Origin of the sequence: Streptomyces sp. NPDC000404, from assembly GCF_040300365.1 — a bacterium.
In the GTDB taxonomy this organism is placed as follows: domain Bacteria; phylum Actinomycetota; class Actinomycetes; order Streptomycetales; family Streptomycetaceae; genus Streptomyces; species Streptomyces ramulosus.
Map to the genome: position 1 here is coordinate 88,369 of NZ_JBEPDN010000019.1, position 19,429 is coordinate 107,797.

A 19,429-nucleotide genomic window follows, 5' to 3' on the forward strand; every position below is an offset into this window, starting at 1 on the left:
GCCCCGGCCCCGCGCCGCCGCGCGTACGACGGGCCCCGGGCCACGGAAGCGAGGAGAACGGCATGCCGGTCACCATCGAGATCGCGGGCCACGCGACGGTGCTGGTACGGGCGCACGACTTCAGCCTGCTGTGCGATCCGCACCTGGGGGAGTCCTACCGCGGCGGGCTGCTCGGGTACGCACCGCCGCGGCGCGTCGTCCCGCAGGCCCTTCCGCGACCGGACGCGGTGTGGATCTCCCACTCCCACCGCGACCATTTCGACATCGCCTCCCTGGCCCTGCTCGACCGGTCGCTGCCGGTGCTGCACCCCGACGATCCGCGCATCCACCACGCACTGCGCCGGCTCGGCTTCACCCGGACGACCGTGGTGCGCGACTGGATGACCCTCGCCCCGCGCCCGGGGCTCGAACTGATGTGGACGCCCTCGACGTTCGCCGGCCCGGAACACGGCCTGGCCGTCCGCACCCCGGATTCCTTCGTCTGGCACATGGTCGACAGCCTGGTCACCCCCGCATGGGTGGAGCGCCTGCTCGGCTCCGGGCCGCCGCCCGACCTCCTCCTGACACCGTGTCAGCCGATCGAGGAGACCCGGAGCGTGGACGGGGTACCGCCCGGCGCGGACACCGGCTGGGCGGAACCGCTGACCGATCTGCTGGCCCAGGCCCGCCCCGCCCATGTGGTCCCGCTCCCCGAGGGGCAGTACGGCCTGGGCGACGCGGCATGGCTCAACGGGCACAAGTTCCCCGTCCCGCCCGGCCTCGTCGACCAGGCACTGCGCGCGGACGACCCGGACCGCGTGATCCTCCGCCCGGGCCCCGGAGACCGACTCACCGTGTCGCGTGGCGCGGTACGCCGCGAGACGGGCGCCCTGACCTGGGTGCGGGCCACGGACGCACCGTACGACCGCGGCTACCGTCCCGGGTCCTGGATCGGGCCGCTGATCGCGGACCGGCGGCCGGCCACCCCCTCCACGCCACCCCCCGAGGACACGTCCCCCCGCCAGGCCGGATCCCTCCTGGACCATCTGCTCGCCCTGCCGCCGCTGGACGCGGACGGCTCCTCGCGCACTCCGGTACCGGGCCTCGCCGAGATCGCCGCGAGCGCCGCCGGCCGGCTGCGCGACACCCGCTACCGCTTCGTGGCCGTGGGGCCGGACGCCCTTCCGGCGGCGGAGCGAACGGTGCGGCTGCACCCGGACGGCACCCTCGCCGCGGAGCCGCCCAGGAGCGTCGCGGACATCGAGGTGGCCGTCACGGGAAGCGACCTGGACGATCTGCTCGCCGGCCGCCTGGGGTATTCCGCCGCACAGTACGGAGGGCGGCTGCGCGAGATACGGCCGGGCCCGGCCACCGACCCGGAACCCGCGCCGACCGTCCTCACCAGCCGCCACGACGCCCTGCCCGCCGAGGGCCCGGTGACGCTGTCCGGCATCGGGCTGTTCGCCCTGCTGCTGCGGGCCCGGCTCGGCTCGGCGCTGGCCGAACTGGACCGCGAGATCGACGCCGTACGCCACCGCCGTCCCGTGCGCCCGCCCGCCGCCGCCCGCGCCCGCTCCTTGCGCCCGTCCGCCGAGGTGCGCCCGCCGCCGGACGCCGGGCTGGCCCCGGTGTGGGCGCGGCTCGGCCGGGCCCTCGCCCGGGGCGAGGACCCGGCAACCGCCTCCGGCACGATCACCGTCGCGGGCCGGCGGTGCTACGTAGGCGTGCTGGGCCGCGTCCCGTGGCCCGCGCCCGCGCACGAGTCCGACGACGGAGCGGGTCTGCTCCTGCTGACCAGCCTCATCGAGGCACAGCCTCACCTGGGCGGGGGAGTCCGGTTCCCGGCCGCCTCGTACCGCAGGCTGCTGGAGAACATCGAAGGCTCCCCGCTCCGCAGCTGGCGCGTGCCGACCGCGCTGCCCGACGGAGTGAGCGTGCCGACCTGGCGGGCGGCCTCCCTCTTCCCCGTCACGGTCGACCGGCTCCGTGCCGACCTGGCCCGCCGCGGCTGGCGCGGGCAGATCCTGACCCCGCGGCGCCCCTGGGCGCCCGGGCCCGGCCGGACCGCGGAGCGGTGCTGGTGGCTGGGGGTGCCTCCGGCGCCGCCGGCGGCCGGAGGCGGCCGGGAGCTGCGGGTGGCGGAGTCGCCCGGCTGCCGCCTGCGCGGTCTGGTCGAGCCGGCATCGCAGGCCGGCGGCGCACCGCTGTGGACGGCCACCGGCGACAGACCCGACTTCCGCGTGTGGGCCGCGCTGCCGGACCGCGTACGCGACCCGGAGGCCGCCGTGCGGGACACGCTGATCCGCGGCGACGCCCGCTTCTCGTGGCTGCTGCCGCCGCGGGAAACCCGTACCCGGGCCGGACGGGAGGTGGACCCGGTCGCCTTCGCCGAGCGGGTGGCACTCCTGACGCTGGCACATCTGGTCCACGAACGGACCCCGGCAGCCACCCCGTCGTCCACCGGCACCGCTGCCCCCACCGCACCGCTGCTGCAACCCACCGACCCGCGAGGACTGTGATGCTCACCGAGGTCCCGCCCCGCCACCGCCCCGACCACCGCCGCGCCGCCTGCCTCGTCCTCGACGACCGCGACCGCGTCCTGATCTCCCGGCCGCCCACCGCGTCCGGGCGCCCCGGCCTCCCCTGGACCGTCGTCCCCGCCGGAAGCACCGCACGGCAGGCCGCGGCTTCGGTGGCGCACCGGGCGTGCGGCACCCGCGTGCCCGCGGCCCGCCTGCGCTACCTGAGCGAACTCCACCTGCCACCCGGGCCCGACGGCGAAGTCGCCCACGACCTGCGGGTCTTCGCCCACCACCAGCGCGACTCCGCCCTCCGTACGCCGCCCGGACCGCATCTGCACTGGAGGCCGCTCGCCTCGATCGCCGAGGACGAACTCGATCCGGCGGCCGCCCACTGCCTCCGCACCGACCTCGACCGGCTTCTCCGCCTGGCCACCGAGGAGTCCGCGGAACCCACGGCGCTGTCCGACATCGAGCGCACGGCACGGCGGCTGATCGACCCCGTCCCCGCGATGTGGCGCCCCACCGAACCGGCCGGAGTGGTCGTCCTCGGCCCGCCCGCGGTGGGCAAGAGCACCCTGCTCAAACGGCATATCGCGCACGCCCCGCACACCCACCACGTAAGTGACATCGTCCCCGTCACCCGCGGGCCGGGCCGGGACAACTACCTCAGCCGCTATCTCCGCGGGGACGACGCCTCGGCCTTCTTCTGCCAGATGGAGACCCTGCTGCTGCGGGTGCTGCAGAACCTGCGCACGACCGACGGCGCCGTACTCGACCAGGACGTGCACAGCTCACTGGCGTACGCCAAGGCCCTGCGCCTGAGCGGCGCCCTGAGCCACCGGCAGTACGAGACCTACTACCGCTACCACCACCTGCTCACCTCCGCGCTGCCCCCGCCGGCCGCGGTGGTGCACCTGACCGCCCGCACCGACGTCCTGATGCGGCGGATGCGGCGCCGCAACCGCGTCCTGGAGCGCTCCTTCACCAGCGCCTACGTCTCCCTGGTGGCGCAGTGCTTCGAGGACGTGGCCGAGGAACTGTCCGCGCGCCTGCCCGTCCACCACCTCGACGCCTCGGAACTGACCCCCGATCAGGTCCTGGCACGTTTCCGGGAACTGGTCCCCGAACATCCCACCTCCACCAAGGAGCGACAGCGATGACCGCACCCAAGACCGACTGGCGCAACCCGGGCCCCGCCCCCACCGAGGGCCCGCTCATCGACACCTTCGGCCGCATCGCGGGCGACCTGCGGATCTCCGTCATCGACAAGTGCAACCTGCGCTGCACCTACTGCATGCCCGCCGAGGGACTGCCCTGGCTGGAGAAGGACGAGATCCTCACCGTCGACGAGATCGACCGGCTCGCCCGCCTCTTCCACTCCCTGGGCGTCCGCGAATTCAAGATCACCGGCGGTGAGCCGACCGTACGCCGGGAACTGCCCGAGATCGTGGAACGGGTCTGCGCGCTCGACGACGTGGACGTCTCCATCACCACCAACGGACTGCTCCTCGACCGGCTCGCCCGCCCCCTCGCCGACGCCGGACTGCGCCGCATCACCGTCTCCTGCGACTCCCTGCTCCGCCACCGCTACGCCGAGATGACGCGCCGGGACGCCTTCGAGAAGGTGACCGCGGGGCTGGCGGCGGCCAAGGAGGCGGGACTCGACCCCGTCAAGATCAACTGCGTGGTCATCCGCGGCACCAACGACGACGAGGCGGTGGACTTCGCGCGCCTGGCGCACGACGGCGGCTACGACGTGCGCTTCATCGAGTACATGCCCCTGGACGCAGAGCGGACCTGGGAGCGGGACAAGGTGATGCCCGCCGAGGAGACCCTGGCAGCCGTCTCCGCCGCCTACGAACTGACCCCCGTCGCCCAGGACACCCCGCAGCCGGCCACCGCCTTCCGCTTCGCCGACGGCGCCCCCGGCGCACTGGGCTTCATCCCCTCGGTGACCAACCCCTTCTGCGACAGCTGCAACCGGATGCGCATCACCGCCGAAGGCGCCTTCCGCGTCTGCCTGTTCGCCCTGGAGGAGACCGACCTGCGCTCCGCGCTGCGCGCCGGCACGGACGACGCCGAACTGGAACGCCTGATCCGCGAGGCGCTCTGGCACAAGTGGCCCGGACACAAGATCAACCACCCCGACTTCGTCCGCCCCGACCGCAGCATGTCGATGATCGGCGGCTGACGTATGACGGCGCGCGCAAGAGTGCTGGTCACCAACGACGACGGCGTGGCCGCCCCCGGGCTGCGCCGCCTCGCCGCCCACCTGCACGACGCCGGCCACGAGGTGGTCGTGGCGGCGCCGGAAAGGGACGAGAGCGGCTGCGGCACCAGCCGCGCGGTCGCCGCCGGCGGACTGGTGCCCACCCGCAGCACCACCTGGGAGGAGCCGGCGGGCGTGCCCGTCCACGCCGTCGGCGGCCCGCCGGGCCTGATCGTCACGGCCGCCTGCCAAGGAGCCTTCGGGCCCGCCCCCGACCTGGTCCTCGCCGGCATCAACCCGGGCGCGAACACCGGCCCGGCCGTGCTGCACTCCGGCACCGTGGGAGCCGTCCTCACCGCCGCCCACCACCGGCGCTCCGCCGTCGCGGTCTCCCTCGGCCACGGCGCGCCCTACCACTGGGACACCGCGCTGCGGGCCCTCGCGGTCCTCCTGCCCGGCGTCCTCGCCGTCGCACCGGACCGCCGACCGCTCCTGCTCAACCTCAACGTGCCGAACGTGCACCCCGCCCGGCTCGTCGGCGTGGTGCGCACCGGACTCGGCCCGCACGCCGCCGCCCGCTTCACCGTCCAACGCCACGGCCCCGGTCTGCTGCGCGCCACCCACCAGGAACACCAGGGGCACCGCGGGGGAGAGGCAACCCTCCTCGCCGCCGGATACGCGACCGTCACCCCGCTGCGCCCGCCCACCGAGGACACCGGCGTCCTTCTCGACCTGCCCGACGCCCGGCAGGTGCCCGGCGCCCTCGTGGGAGACCCGCAGTGAACCGCCGGGTGGTCTCCTTCACCTGGGGACGGGGCCTGGGCCACGTCTCCCGCCTGATCGCCGTCCACACCGAACTACGGGCCCTGGGCTGGGACTCCCTGCTGCTGACCGAACGCCCCCAACGCCTCATCGAGGATTACGGGTTCGCCCAGATCGTCGTCCCCACCGACGCCGGCAGCCTGATCGGCGAGCCCCTGCACGGCACGGGCCCGGCCATCGACCACGGCATCGCCCGCGCCCTGGTCGCCGGCGCACTGCGGCCGACCGATGTGATATTGCACGATGTGACCGTGCAGCGGGAGCTGTACCACCGGGCCACCCGGCTCGGCTGCCCGCAGTTCCTCCTCCACCGCTTCCAGCGCAACCGGCCCGACCCCGCAGCCTGGGTCGCCCGCCACACCCCCGCCATCGGCACGGTCTACCTGCTGGGCGAGAAGGGCCGGCGGGCGAGCGTACAGGGGGTGCGCCTGGTGGGCGTGGACCACATGGTCCGCCGGCTGCTCGGCCACCGCTCACCCTGGCCGGACGGCACCCGGGCGATGCGGATCGCCGTGGTGGCCGGCGGGGGCGGCCACCCCGACGCCCCCGGCTTCCTCACCGCCGCGCTCCACGGCATCCGCACCTACGCACGCCGCCACGCCCCGGACGGCATCGACGTGCTGGTGCTCGCCGGCCCCCACTTCGACGGCGCGGTCGGCATCCCGCCCGGCATGCCCGGCCCGGTACGGGTCACCCCCTACCTGGACCCCACCTACGATCCCTACCGGCACGCCACCGCCGCCCTCACCCACGCCGGCTACAACACCGTCCAGGAACTCGCCCGCTCCCGGGTGCCCACCGTGGTCGTCCCCGGTCGCCGGGACTTCGACGACCAGCGCGTGCACCTGCGGGCCGCCGCCTCGCGCATCCACGCGGCGGTGACCGAAGCCGACGGCCAGGCCATCGCCGGCGCCCTCGCCGACGTCCTGCGCGAGTGCCCGCGCACCGCGGCGGCAGACGGCACCGCGGCGTCCCCCGAGGCCGGCGGAGCCGCCTGGCTCGCCCGCGATCTGACCGCTTCCACCTCCGACAGCAGTGGTGCCGAGGACGTTCATGCCTTCCACGCCGAGTGAAATCTTCGCCTCAGCGGCGCCGTACTACGCCCGATATCAACCGCATTACCCGCCGGAGCTGTACGAATCGATCAGCGAAAATTTCGCGCTGAACGACGCCCGGACGGCCCTCGATCTCGGATGCGGGCCGGGCACCCTCGCCCTGCCGTTGTCCCGACGCGTCGGCCGGGTGATCGCCGTGGACCCGGAGCCGGGCATGCTCGAACAGGGAAAGAGACTCGCCGCGCTCCGGCACATCGACAACATTCAGTGGCGGCAAGGGGATTCCGCCGGATTGCGCGCACTGAACCTGCCTCCGCTGGACCTCTGCGTCATGGGCAGATCGTTTCACTGGATGTCCCGCGCCCAGGTCCTCACCGACCTCGACCTGCTCATCACCGCTCAGGGCGGCGTGGTCATCGCCTCCGTGCAGCCGCCTGATACGGAATGGGCCCGCGCCGTCGCCGAAATCAGAGAACGCTATCTCCTCCCCGCCGCCTCCGGTGACAACGGCACCTTTCCGGCGCAGGAGGAATCCCACCGGGAAATCCTCCGCCGTTCCCCTTTCCCCTGCGTCACGGAAGAACATTGGACCTACCGCGTCGACCACACCCTCGATGAACTCATCGGAATCCAGTTCTCCCATTCCTCCTTCACCCCCGCCCGGCTCGGCGCCCGGAAAGACGCCTTCGAACGGGACCTCCGCACGGCGTTGACGCAATGCCGTCCGCAAGGCCACTTCGAGGACGTCATCCGGGTGGAGGCGCTGATGGCCCGGCGGGGGCGGTGAGCCTCGGGCGGACACGCCGTCCTCCGGGCGGTCCGAAAGGGGCGCCGGCGTGCGGGACGGAGCGGGCCAAGTGAGGCGGCTCGCTGCCGTTTCCGGTGCTCTGCGCGCACCCTTGGCGGGCCTAAAGCAATGTGACATATTACCGCCGTGCTCCTGAGACAGCCCCTGGATGCCGTCATCGTCGGGGCCGGAGTGGTCGGTGCCGCCTGCGCCTACTACGCCTCCCGGTCCGGACTGTCCGTAGCCGTCGTCGACCGAGGACCGTTCGCCACAGGCACCACCGGAGCGGGGGAGGGCAACCTCCTGGTCTCCGACAAGGTGCCGGGACCCGAGCTGGAACTGGCGTTGCTCTCCGCCTCCCTGTGGCGCCAACTGGCGGAAGAACTCCCGCCGGACATCGAGTACGAGCGCAAGGGCGGCCTGGTCGTGGCGGCCTCCGACCAATCCCTGGCCGCCCTGTCGGCGACCGCGGCGGGCCAGCGGGCAGCCGGAGCCGAGGCACACCACGTCCCGCCCGACCGGCTGCCGGACGCCGAGCCCCACCTGGCACCCGGCCTCGCCGGCGGCTGCCACTACCCGCAGGACGCCCAGGTCCAACCGGCCGTGGCCACCGCCGAGTTGTTACGGGCGGCCGGCCGCGCGGGGGCACGCCTGTGCCCGGGGCAGGAGGTCATCGGGGTACTCAAGGACCGGGCGGGCGCCGTGCTCGGGGTGCGCACCGCACGGGAGGACCTGCGTGCCCCCGTCGTCGTCAACGCGGCGGGCACCTGGGGCGGTGAGCTGGCCGAACTGGCCGGGGTGGACCTGCCGGTCCTGCCGCGCAAGGGCTTCGTGCTCGTCACCGAGCCGTTGCCGCGGCTGATCCGGCACAAGGTCTATGCGGCGGAGTACGTGTCCGATGTGTCGAGCGGCTCCGCGGCGCTGCAGACCTCGCCGGTGATCGAGGGCACCCCCGCGGGACCGGTGCTGATCGGGGCGAGCCGCGAACGGGTCGGCTTCGACCGGACGCTGTCCGTACCGGTGGTCGCCCGGCTGGCCGCCCAGGCCGTCGCGCTGTTCCCGGTGCTGAAGGACGTACAGGTGCTGCGCGCCTACCACGGCTTCCGCCCCTACCTCGCCGATCACCTGCCCGCGCTCGGCCCGGACCCCCGGGTACCCGGGCTCTTCCACGCCTGCGGCCACGAGGGAGCCGGGATCGGACTTGCCCCCGCGACCGGCCTGCTGATCGCCGACGCGATCCAGGACCGGCCGCCCGTACTCGCTCTCGAACCCTTCAGGCCCGACCGGTTCGATGCCACGTGCCAGGTGTGACATGACACCGGGGGCGCGTGCGCTCCGGGAAGGGCGCGCCCAGCCCGGCGAAGGAGCGGCCCGGCGCACCGACGAGAACGACCCCTGCTACCCCGGGAGATGGCCCTCGTACCCCAGGAAAGGAACCCCGTGCCTGGCTGCATCCGACGAGTCCTTGGAAGGTTCCCTGTGAGACGCCCCCGTGCGCGTACGCCGGTCGAACTCGTCGGGGCCGAGCCCGAACCGGAATTCCAGCTGACCTTCGACGGGCGCACGGTCCCGGGACTGCCGGGCCGGAGCATCGCCGCCACCCTCTGGGCGGCGGGCATCCTCTCCTGGCGCACCACACGGATCCACGGCCGGCCGCGGGGCGCCTTCTGCGGCATCGGCGCCTGTTACGACTGCCTGGTCACCGTCAACGGGCGGCCCAACCAGCGCGCCTGCCTGGTCCCCGCCCGGCCCGGGGACGTCCTCACCACACAGGAGGGCGACGGGCATGCCGCACTCGGGAGCTGACCGACGGCCACCGGCCGCGCACCGCGCCGATCTCGCCGTGGTGGGCGCGGGACCGGCCGGTCTGGCCGCGGCCGTCACCGCGGCCGATCACGGGCTCGACGTGGTCCTGCTGGACGCGGCCGCCACCCCCGGCGGTCAGTACTACCGCAGCCCGGCCGGCGGCCTCGGCGCCACCCGGCCCGAGGCCCTCCACCACGACTGGCCCGTCTTCGCCGCGCTCTCCGCGCGCCTCACGGCGCACCGCGGCTCCGGCGCGATCCGGCACCTCGCCGGCCACCACGTGTGGACGGTCGCACGCGCCGGGGACGGCGGCTGGACCCTGCACGCGGTCACCGGAGCCGACGCACAGCACCACTCGGCCGTGCGCGCACCACGTCTGCTGCTGGCAACGGGCGCCCACGAACGCCAACTGCCCTTCCCCGGCTGGACCCTTCCGGGCGTGGTGGGCGCGGCGGGCGCGCAGGCCGTGCTCAAGTCCGGTCTGGTGCTCCCCGGGCACCGGATCGTGGTCGCGGGAAGCGGACCGCTGCTGCAGGCCGTCGCCCTGTCGCTGACTCGCGCCGGTGCCGAGGTTCCGGCGCTGATCGAGGCAGCCGGCTACGGGGCCTACGCCCGCGCTCCCCGGGTCCTGGCGGCCAACCCCGGCAAGGCGGCGGAAGGAGCCCGCCACGGGGCGGCGCTGGCCCGCGCCGGCGTGCGCGTCCTGTGCCACCGGGCGGTCACCGCGGTCCACGGCGACGGCCGGGTGGAGGCGGTGACCGTCAGCCGGATCGACCGCCGCTGGCGCCCCGTCCCGGGCTCCGGCCGCGAGATCGCCTGCGATGCGCTCGCCGTGGGACACGGGCTCGTACCGCAGCTGGAACTCGCCGTGGCGGCGGGCTGCGAGACACGCGTGGGCGCCGACGGCACCGCAGCGGTCGTCCTCGACGAGCAGCTCGCAACGACCGTGCCCGGGATCTGGGCGGCCGGCGAGACCGGCGGCGTCGGCGGCGTGGCACTCGCCCTGTGCGAAGGAGAGCTGGCGGCGCTCGCCGTCCTCCGCGCGGCACGGGGCGGGGTACACCGGAGCACGGCGCGCAGAGCGGTCGCGCTGCGGCGTTCCCGGCAGCGGCTGCGGGCCTTCGCCGCCCTGACCGGTGCCGTGCACCGGCCGGGGCCGGGCTGGAGCGAGTGGCTCACCGGCACCACCGAGGTCTGCCGGTGCGAGGAGGTCACCGCGGACCGGATCCGTACCGCGTGCGAGGAGCTCGGCGCGGGCGACACCCGGACCGTCAAGCTGCTCACCCGCGCCGGAATGGGCTGGTGCCAGGGCCGGACCTGCGGATTCGCCGTCCGGGAACTGGCCGCCGCACACGCCACCGGCCCCACCGCGGCGCCGGCCGGTCCCGACCGGCGCCCGCTGGCCTGCCCCGTGAAACTGTCCACGCTCGCCGATCTGGACGACTCCGGTTAGCCCACGGCGGCCGGACGCCTCCCCGGCGGCGCCGGACGGACTCCGGCCCGGCCCGGTCCTTCCCGAGGACACCTCTGTCGCTCCCCGGCGCCGTGCGCAGCCGACCCGCCGCCCTTCCTCGTCCACCACTCCGTTCTGTGACATGTCACACCTCTCAAGGAGTCGCGATGCAGACGAACGCCCTTCCCCGCACCCGCCCCTGGCACGGTGTCATGGTCGCCACGCCTCTCACCCTGCGCGAGGACGGCACGATCGACTACGACGCCTACGCCGCACATGTCCGGCAGCTCATCGCGGCGGGGTGCGACGGGGTGGTGCCCAACGGATCGCTGGGGGAGTACCAGACCCTGACCGACGGCGAACGCGAGCAGATCGTCCGGACCGCCGTCGAGGCGTCCGGCGACGGCGGCCGCGTCATGCCGGGCGTCTCCGCCTACGGCAGCGCGGAGTCACGGCGCTGGGCGGAGCAGGCGGCGCAGGCGGGCGCCGGCTCCGTGCTGCTCCTGCCGCCCAACGGCTACCGCTGCGCGGACGCGGCCGTCCGTGCGCACTACGCCGAGGTCGCCGAGGTCGGGCTTCCGGTCGTCGCGTACAACAACCCGTACGACACCAAGGTGGATCTGACACCGAAGCTGCTTGCCGAACTCCACGAGGAGGGCAGCATCGTGGCGGTCAAGGAGTTCAGCGGCGATGTCCGCAGGGCGTACGAGATCGCCGAGCGGGCACCCGGACTCGATCTGCTGGTGGGCGCCGACGACGTCCTGCTGGAACTGGCGCTCGCCGGGGCCGTCGGCTGGATCGCGGGCTGCCCGAACGCGCTGCCGTCCCGCTGCGTCGAGCTGTACCGGGCCGCTGTGACGGGTGACATGGCAACCGCCCTGCCCCTCTACCGGGAGCTGCACCCACTGCTGCGGTGGGACTCCAAGCCGGAGTTCGTCCAGGCCATCAAGGCGGCCATGGACATCGCCGGACGCCATGGCGGACGGGTCCGCCCGCCGCGCCTTCCCCTCCCCGAGGACGACGCGGCCGCCGTGCGTACCGTGACGCGGAAGGCGCTGGCCGGCGGCCTCGGATGAGCCCTTCGCCACGCTCCGCCCCGCCCGGAACCGGCCGTCGGGCAGCAGCCCCTCGCCCGACCGGACCCGCTCTCGCCGCACCACCCGCACTCCGTCTTCCTTCACCGTGACGCACCAGGGGGAGCCTTGCAGACACGTCACATCTTCCACGCGGTCGACTCACACACCGAGGGGATGCCCACCCGCGTCATCACCGGCGGCATCGGCACCGTGCCCGGCGCCACGATGGCCGAACGGCGCCGCCACTTCCAGGAGCACCGGGACGCCGTGCGCACCCTGCTCATGTACGAACCGCGCGGCCACGCCGCCATGAGCGGCGCGATCCTCCAGCCACCCACCCGGCCCGACGCGGACTACGGCGTCCTCTACATCGAGGTCTCCGGCTTTCTGCCGATGTGCGGGCACGGCACCATCGGGGTGGCGACCGTCCTGGTGGAGACCGGCATGGTCGAGGTCACCGAACCCGTCACCACCGTACGGCTGGACACCCCGGCCGGACTCGTCAGCGTGGACGTACAGGTCAGGGACGGCGCGGCCACCGCGGTCACCCTCACCAACGTCCCCGCGTTCAGCGTCGCCCTCGACCGCACCGCGGACGTACCCGGCTACGGACCGGTGCGCTACGACCTCGCCTACGGCGGCAACTTCTACGCCATGGTGCAGCTCTCCGACCTCGGACTGCCCTTCGACCGGGCACGCAAGGACGACATCCTGGCGGCGGGACTCGCCCTGATGGACGCCGTCAACGCCACCGACCGGCCCGCCCACCCGGCGGACCCCGGCATCCACGGCCTCAAGCACGTCCAGTTCCTCGCCCCCGGCTCCGACGCCCGTCACTCCCGGCACGCCATGGCGATCCACCCCGGCTGGTTCGACCGGTCGCCCTGCGGAACCGGTACGTCGGCACGGATGGCGCAACTGCACGCACGCGGTGAACTCCCGCTGGACTCCGACTTCGTGAACGAATCCTTCATCGGGACCTCGTTCACCGGACGGCTCGTCGAGGAGACCACCGTGGCCGGGCTGCCCGCTGTCGTCCCCACCGTCACGGGCCGCGCCTGGATCACCGGTACGGCACAATTCTTCCTGGACCCGTCCGACCCCTTTCCCGAAGGGTTCCTGCTGTGAATCTGCCCCTGCTCGGCGCCGACGACATCGAGACCCTGGGACCCACCGGAGCCGTGGACGCCTTGGCGGCGGCGCTGAGCGGCGGACTCGATCCGGAGAACTCCCCGGCCCGGCATCATGTCACCGCGCCCGGCGGCGAGCTGCTCCTCATGCCCGCCACCACCCGGCAGGTGACCGGGGTGAAGATCGTCGGAGTCGCCCCCGGCAACCCCGCACACGGCCTGCCCCGGATCACCGGCAGCTATCTGCTGCTCGACGGCCCCACCCTGCAGCCGCTCGCCCTGCTCGACGGGGCGGCGCTCACCACGCTGCGCACGCCGGCGGTGTCCGCCCTCGCGATCCGCCATCTCACCGGCCCCGTCCTGCGGCATCTGGTGCTCTTCGGAACCGGACCCCAGGCGTACGGGCACCTCGCAGCGGTGCTTGCGGAGCGGCGGGTCGAGCGGCTCACCGTGATCGGCCGCACCCCGCACCGGGCCGTCGCACTGGTCGAGCAGGCCCGCCGGCTCGGCGTGGACGCCCGCCCGGGCGAGACGCACCGGGCCGAGGAGGTGGCCACGGCCGATCTGGTGCTCTGCTGCACCACGTCCGCCACCCCGCTCTTCGACGGCGCTCTCGTACCGGACGGCGCGACGGTCGTCGCGGTCGGCTCGCACACCCCGGACGCCCGGGAGGTCGACTCCGCCGTGGTGTCGCGCTCCGCGGTGTACGTCGAATCAAGGGCGGCAGCCCTGTCGGAGGCGGGTGACCTGCTGATCCCGATGGCGGAAGGGGCCTTCCGCGCCGAGGACATCGCCGGCAACCTCGCGGACCTGGCGGCCGGCCGGGACGCCGGAGCGGAGCCAACCGCCCTTGGACGACCCCGGTTCTTCAAGAGCGTCGGAATGGGCTGGGAAGACCTCGCGGTCGCCGCGGCGGTGTACCGCAACGCAGTGCCGTGACCGAGATATCCACAGGCCGGGCGCGACAGGCCTCCGCGGAATCGCGAGATTGTATTCTGAGGGGCCCGTACGGCGCTGGAGGAACACATATGGCCCGCCTGGCGACGCTCAACGCCCTTTCCGCGCAAGAGCACTTGCGCGACAGAGTGGCGAATGCCCTCAGAGCGGCTCTGATCGCGGGGGACCTCCGCCCGGGCATGATCTACTCCGCGCCCGCCCTCGCCGCGGACTTCGGGGTGTCCGCCACCCCGGTCCGCGAGGCCATGCTCGATCTGGCGCGTGAGGGCCTGGTCGAAGCGGTCCGCAACAAGGGCTTCCGGATCACCGAGCTGACCGATCAGGACCTCGACGACTTCACCGAACTGCGCGCCATGATCGAGGTGCCCACCGTCGGCCGCATCGCCCGGATGGGCAAGACCCGGGAGCTGACGGCGCTACGGCCGCTCGCCCAGGCGATCGTCACCGCCGCCGCCGAGCACGACATCATCGGCTATCTGGAGGCGGACCGCCGCTTCCATCTCGAACTGCTCGGACTGGCCGGCAACCGCAGGCTGGTGGAGGAAGTGAGCAGCCTGCGCAAGCGGTCGCGCCTCTTCGGGTTGAACCGGCTCGCGGAGACCGGCCAGTTGACCGCATCGGCCGAGGAGCACATCCGCCTGCTGGACCTCGTGATCGCCGGTGACGCCGAGCGCGCCGAGACCTGCATGCTGACCCACATGTCCCATGTCAGGTCGCTCTGGGCCGATGACGAGGACGCCGGCCCGAGCGTGGACGGTATCCGGATCCGAAGGGTGACGCTGCCGGCCGCCGAGGCCTGATTCCCGTTCCGGCCGTGGACCCTCAAGTTCCCTCGTCCTGACGCGACGTCAATATCGATCCGGCTGGCATCAGTTCATTGACGCTGCGCTGCGCGGCGGAGGCGCGGCCGAGCTGGGGCAAGGCGCGGGCGAAGTCGGCCATGTGGTGGAGCGGCCCGGTCTTCAAGCCATGCCGGCATTCGCGAGGAGTAACGGGCAGCGACAGCACGGCCGTTGGCCGGACTTTGGACGAACTACCCCGTCATCGCGGAGAGTTAGCGCTCGGAAGAATGCCCGTTCGCATACTTCCGTAGAGCATGTGACATGTGCCATTGTACTGCGCGCAGAGGTCAGAGGGCGTGTCCATGTCACGTTCAGACCTCGGATCCGCCCCGCCCCGCCCCACCCCTGCGCAATCCCCCACAGCCGCGCGTCGTGTGCGCGGTCCCCACTCCGCTGGGAGGCGGCACGTGAAGAACCGAACGGTTCGACAGAGATACACCGGAATATCCGCTGCGGTCCTGGCGGCCTGCTTAGGCGTCGGCCTGTTCTCCGCACCGAGTCAGGCCGCTCAGCAACGCCCCGCCGCGGCGACGGCGGCCGGCCACACCCGGACCGGTGACGCAGGTCCGGCCCGAAGCGGCAGCGGACCCGCCGCAGGGCCGGCCGGTCCCTCCGCCCAATCGCCGACCGCACCCGCGGGCGACCCCGCCCACCTCGGCCGCAAGGCCCTCAAAGCCGCCGACCGCCCGCCGCTGTCCGCGTCCAAGGACGCACTGCGCCGGGACTACGACGCCCCCGGCGCCGCATCCCCGAGCCACCCGGCGCCCTCGATGAAGGGCGTCTCCAAGGCCCGGGCCGCGGCCGACTGCAAGGTCAGCGACTTCACCGGCCGTACCGGGAGCGAACTGGTCCGGCAGATCACGTCCTCGACGACCGACTGCATCAACACGCTGTTCCAGGTCAAGGGCAACGACGGCTATCTCGCCTTCCGCGAGGCGCAGATGGTCACCGTCGCCGACGCCATGCGCGACGGATCGGCCGCCTACCCCGGCGACAGCAGCACCGGCATGCCCCAGCTGGTCCTCTACCTCCGCGCCGGGTACTACGTGCAGTACTACGACCCCGACACCGTGGGCGATTACGGACCGGAGCTGCGTACCGCGATCCAGGGCGCGCTGGACGCGTTCTTCGCCTCCTCGCACGCCTTCGACGTCTCCGACGCCAACGGGGAGACCCTGTCCGAGGCCGTCATACTGATCGACAGCGCCGTCGAGAACGCCCGCTATCTGTCCGTCGTCAAGCGGCTGCTGGCCGACTACGACTCCTCGTACAACAGCTCCTGGTACATGCTCAACGCCGTGAACAGCGTGTACACGGTGACATTCCGCGGTCACCAGGTGCCGGAGTTCGTCGCCGCGGTGGAGGCCGATCCCAGCCTGCTGGACGCCCTCAGCGACTTCGCGCTGCACCATCTCGACCTGCTGGGCACCGAGCAGTCGTTCCTCGCCTCCAACGCGGGACTTGAGCTCGGCCGCTTCCTGCAGGAGGACTCCCTGCGCCCCAAGGCGAGCCCGCTGGCCGCCGCACTGCTCGGCAAGAGTTCCCTGACCGGGCCCACCGCCCCGCTCTGGGTCGGCCTGGCCCAGATGGTCGAGGCGTACGACAAGGCGAACTGCTCGTACTACGACACCTGCGACCTCGTACAGCGCCTGAAGAGCGCCGTCCTCCCCGTCAGCCACACCTGCAGCGACAGCATCCGCATCCTGGCCCAGCAGATGTCCGCCGCGGACCTCGACGCGAGCTGCACCAGCCTGCGCAACCAGGACGCCTACTTCCATGACGTCACCCGGGACAACGGGCCGGTCGACGGCGACCACAACGACACCATCGAGGTCGTGGTTTTCGACTCCAGCACCGACTACCAGACCTACGCCGGTGCGATCTACGGAATCGACACCAACAACGGCGGCATGTACCTGGAGGGCGACCCCGCGGCGGCCGGGAACCAGCCCCGCTTCATCGCCTACGAGGCCGAGTGGACCCGGCCCGACTTCCAGATCTGGAACCTCAACCACGAGTACACGCACTACCTCGACGGCCGCTTCGACATGTACGGCGACTTCGAGGCAGGAATGACCACGCCGACCGTCTGGTGGGTCGAGGGCTTCGCGGAGTACGTCTCCTACTCGTACCGCAAGATCAACTACGACGACGCCGTCGCCCAGGCGGGAGCGCACACCTACACCCTGCGCACCCTGTTCGACACCACCTACGACAACGCCGACCAGACCCGCGTCTACAACTGGGGCTACCTGGCCGTCCGCTACATGCTGCAGTCCCACCGCGCGGACGTCGACACGCTCCTCGGCCTCTACCGCAAGGGCGACTGGAACGGCGCCCGCACCCTGCTCACCTCGACCATCGGTGACCGCTACGAAGCCGACTGGAAGACCTGGCTGACCGCCTGCGCGGCCGGCAACTGCGACGCCACCACCGGCCCGGCCACCGCACCCGGGGCCGCGTGACCCGGGCCTGACACCTGGCCGCGTGCCGTACCGGTCGGCGATCGGTACGGCACGCGGGCGCCGGACGCCGAACGGGAACCGGCCGCAGACAGGCGCAAGGCCGTCGTCATGAAGGAGGGGAAGGGCTCGGCTCTCCACGGCTGGCGGCCACCCGCTCAGGCCGGCGGGATTCGTGCCGGACCGGCGAGCGCGCCCTCAGAACCAGTGCAGGCAGTGCGGGGGACGGTCGGTGCGGAAGAGGGCGTCGGCGAGGGGGGCGGCGCCCGGGTGGTGGGCCCGGATGTGTCCGGCGCGTATGAGCGTGCTCGGGGCGGTGCCGCCGAGGTAGAGCGAGCCCAGATCGCTGAGGTCCAGCGACAGATCCGGTTCCCGGTCCGTCACGGTGCAGTCGGCCTTGCCGTCCCGGACGGTCAGCAGATAGCGGTCGTGTGCGCCGAGGAACGGGTCGTCGACGTCGAGGACGAGTTCGCCGTCCGTGCACCAGCCGCGCGCGGCCAGCGCGCGCGGGACGTCCAGCAGCCGCACCCAGAGCCAGTCGGTGTCCTCGCTCACCCGGGCGGCGCGGAAGTCCGCGAGCTGCCAGCGCAGCGGGTGGCCGGGCGGAACGTGCTGGAACACGATCTCGGAGACCAGGTCGTGTCCGAGCACGCACCGGGCCAGGGCGGTGAAGGCGGCGTCGTCGGTGGCGATGATCTCGTCGACGGTCAGGGTGCCGGACTCGATCGCATAGCTGGCGTACCCGTCGGGGACGCCGTCGGCGGCCCGGTGGACGGCGACGTGGCGCGGCGCCGGTGCGATCGGAGGCTTCCCCGCACGCCGGGTCCACCAGCGGTGCGGCCGGGACAGCGCACCGGGCTGCGAGCGGCGGTACCGGTCGTAGACCTCCTCCAGAATCTCGCCGCACTCGGCACGCCGCAGGACCTCGACGGAGCCCGGGTCCGCGCCGGCCGCCGGTGCGCCGGCCTCGGTGCGCGCCCGGGGAGCGGCGAGGGCGGCGCGGTGGCGCGGCACCGTCAGATGCGTGGTGCGGGTCGCCGGGCCGTAGCCGAACCTGCGGTAGATCGTGGCCTCGGACGCCAGCAGCACGGAGAGGAACTCCCCGCCGCCCCGCAACTCGGCGAGCTGATGCCGCATCATGGCGCTGAGCACGCCCTGACGCCGGTGCGAGGGAAGGACGCCGACGGAGGTCACCCCGGCGGCCGGGACAACGGCCCGGCCGGGCAGGGTGAGCTCGAAGGAGTACGCCGAGGCGGTGCCGACGGGCCGCCCGTCCGCGGCCAGGGCCAGCAGCGCGCGGTCCATTTCGAGCGCCGACCACCAGTGCCCGTCGCCCGCCACCGGGGTTTCCGGGAAGCGCCCGAACGCGGCATGGACCGTGTCGACGAAGACGTCGAGATCCTCATCGGTCGTGGGACGGATCTCCATCGCTGCCGCTGCCTCCTCGGGATGCCGGCACCACGGCTCGTGGTGTCCGGCCACAGTGCAACGCCGCCCCGCGGCCCGGTCAAGCGAATTACGGACCAGTCCGTCGCCGGTCGCGGCGCGGTGCCGAGTTTGCCGAACTGCCGCGGGCCCAGCCCGGTGAACGGGATCGTCCAGGACGGCTCCGACGCCGTGATCACATCGGGCACACCGAGACCATCTCGACTGCCGGCCATACGCGGTGGCCTCTCGCGGCCGGCTTGGTCTGCTTTCAGCAGCGGCGTCCATCTGATTCTGAACATGATCGGGCTGAACATGATCGGGTGATGCCGGGCCGTTCGTCCATGAGTGGTCAGTTCACCGCGCCTCCAAGAGCCCGGTCGGAGCCTGGAACCCGGATCGGCGGTAGAGCGGAGCACTTCGATCGGACGGCCAGACGATCAAGACGTCCATGCCGCTGCCCTGCGCATGCCTCCTCAGAGCTTCCAGAAGGGCTGCTCCGAACCCTCGATTGCGCTGTTCAGGCACCACGTAGAAGTTCGTGACATAGCCGATCGGGGTGTTGTCCTCGTAAGGCTCAGGCATCCTCTCCACGAGGTGGAGGAAGACATGCCCGCAGATCTCGCTGTCGCTTTCGGCGACCCAGGCCAGCCAGTGTTTGCTCGCGAGCCGCTCCCGGATCCAGTCCTCGGCGTGACTCACGGGACGAGCCGGCTCGCAGAGGTCTCCTTCATGGTCCTCATGCTTGAATGCCCAGCGTAGAGCGGCCAGTACCGGAGCATCAGCCGCGTCGGCCTCGCGGACACGGACGTCAGTGATCATCAGGCAAGTCTCGCGCACCCCGCGTTGTCGCGCTCCCGGATTTCCGGGCCCGGCCTCCATCAGCCTGCCGGTCGGCCCTCCC

At 72.8% G+C, this 19,429-nt stretch carries 16 protein-coding genes; 14 read left to right on the forward strand and 2 right to left on the reverse strand.

The window, feature by feature from the left end:
* Positions 1–62 precede the first annotated feature (62 nt).
* The 14 genes from ABT345_RS30640 (at position 63) to ABT345_RS30705 (ending at position 17,103) form a co-directional block, all read left to right on the forward strand.
* Positions 63–2,498, forward strand: a complete 2,436-nt coding sequence (locus ABT345_RS30640; RefSeq protein ID WP_345080539.1) for an MBL fold metallo-hydrolase — start codon at positions 63–65, stop codon at positions 2,496–2,498.
* Positions 2,498–3,661, forward strand: coding sequence for a deoxynucleoside kinase (locus ABT345_RS30645; RefSeq protein WP_345080536.1), 1,164 nt, complete (start codon positions 2,498–2,500; stop codon positions 3,659–3,661). The genes ABT345_RS30640 and ABT345_RS30645 overlap by 1 nt, the downstream gene beginning before the upstream one ends.
* Positions 3,658–4,692 (forward strand): GTP 3',8-cyclase MoaA, encoded by a 1,035-nt coding sequence (gene moaA, locus ABT345_RS30650; protein WP_345080533.1) that lies wholly within the window; start codon positions 3,658–3,660, stop codon positions 4,690–4,692. Before ABT345_RS30645 ends, moaA begins: the two co-directional genes overlap by 4 nt.
* A gap of 3 nt (positions 4,693–4,695) precedes the next feature.
* On the forward strand, positions 4,696–5,493 hold the full coding sequence (gene surE / locus ABT345_RS30655; RefSeq protein ID WP_345080530.1) for a 5'/3'-nucleotidase SurE: 798 nt from the start codon (positions 4,696–4,698) through the stop codon (positions 5,491–5,493).
* Complete coding sequence (locus ABT345_RS30660; RefSeq protein WP_345080528.1) at positions 5,490–6,605, forward strand: glycosyltransferase; 1,116 nt, start codon at positions 5,490–5,492, stop codon at positions 6,603–6,605. The genes surE and ABT345_RS30660 overlap by 4 nt, the downstream gene beginning before the upstream one ends.
* Positions 6,568–7,374 carry a class I SAM-dependent methyltransferase gene (locus ABT345_RS30665; RefSeq protein WP_345080526.1) on the forward strand — a complete coding sequence of 269 codons (807 nt, stop codon included), beginning with the start codon at positions 6,568–6,570 and terminating at the stop codon, positions 7,372–7,374. The genes ABT345_RS30660 and ABT345_RS30665 overlap by 38 nt, the downstream gene beginning before the upstream one ends.
* Before the next feature lie 147 nt (positions 7,375–7,521).
* On the forward strand, positions 7,522–8,685 hold the full coding sequence (locus ABT345_RS30670) for an NAD(P)/FAD-dependent oxidoreductase (protein WP_345080523.1): 1,164 nt from the start codon (positions 7,522–7,524) through the stop codon (positions 8,683–8,685).
* A gap of 168 nt (positions 8,686–8,853) precedes the next feature.
* Positions 8,854–9,180: a (2Fe-2S)-binding protein gene (locus tag ABT345_RS30675; RefSeq protein WP_345080520.1), complete on the forward strand. Its 327-nt coding sequence runs from the start codon at positions 8,854–8,856 to the stop codon at positions 9,178–9,180.
* Positions 9,161–10,633, forward strand: a complete 1,473-nt coding sequence (locus ABT345_RS30680; RefSeq protein ID WP_345080517.1) for an FAD/NAD(P)-dependent oxidoreductase — start codon at positions 9,161–9,163, stop codon at positions 10,631–10,633. The genes ABT345_RS30675 and ABT345_RS30680 overlap by 20 nt, the downstream gene beginning before the upstream one ends.
* A 167-nt stretch (positions 10,634–10,800) precedes the next feature.
* Complete coding sequence (locus ABT345_RS30685; protein ID WP_345080514.1) at positions 10,801–11,709, forward strand: dihydrodipicolinate synthase family protein; 909 nt, start codon at positions 10,801–10,803, stop codon at positions 11,707–11,709.
* A 126-nt stretch (positions 11,710–11,835) separates the two neighbouring features.
* Positions 11,836–12,837: a proline racemase family protein gene (locus ABT345_RS30690; protein WP_345080511.1), complete on the forward strand. Its 1,002-nt coding sequence runs from the start codon at positions 11,836–11,838 to the stop codon at positions 12,835–12,837.
* A complete protein-coding gene (locus tag ABT345_RS30695) occupies positions 12,834–13,778 on the forward strand; it encodes an ornithine cyclodeaminase family protein (protein WP_345080508.1) in 945 nt (314 codons plus the stop codon). The genes ABT345_RS30690 and ABT345_RS30695 overlap by 4 nt, the downstream gene beginning before the upstream one ends.
* An 89-nt stretch (positions 13,779–13,867) precedes the next feature.
* Positions 13,868–14,596, forward strand: coding sequence for a GntR family transcriptional regulator (locus ABT345_RS30700; RefSeq protein ID WP_345080505.1), 729 nt, complete (start codon positions 13,868–13,870; stop codon positions 14,594–14,596).
* Positions 14,597–15,045: 449 nt separating this feature from the next.
* The gene (locus tag ABT345_RS30705) at positions 15,046–17,103 is read left to right on the forward strand and encodes a collagenase (RefSeq protein ID WP_345080502.1); all 2,058 of its coding nucleotides are present in this window, start codon (positions 15,046–15,048) and stop codon (positions 17,101–17,103) included.
* Positions 17,104–17,298: 195 nt separating this feature from the next.
* Here the strand turns inward: ABT345_RS30705 and ABT345_RS30710 are convergent, their stop codons facing one another.
* A complete protein-coding gene (locus tag ABT345_RS30710) occupies positions 17,299–18,528 on the reverse strand; it encodes a GNAT family N-acetyltransferase (protein ID WP_345080500.1) in 1,230 nt (409 codons plus the stop codon).
* 354 nt (positions 18,529–18,882) lie between these two features.
* On the reverse strand, positions 18,883–19,347 hold the full coding sequence (locus ABT345_RS30720; protein ID WP_345080495.1) for a GNAT family N-acetyltransferase: 465 nt from the start codon (positions 19,345–19,347) through the stop codon (positions 18,883–18,885).
* Positions 19,348–19,429: the final 82 nt, after the last annotated feature.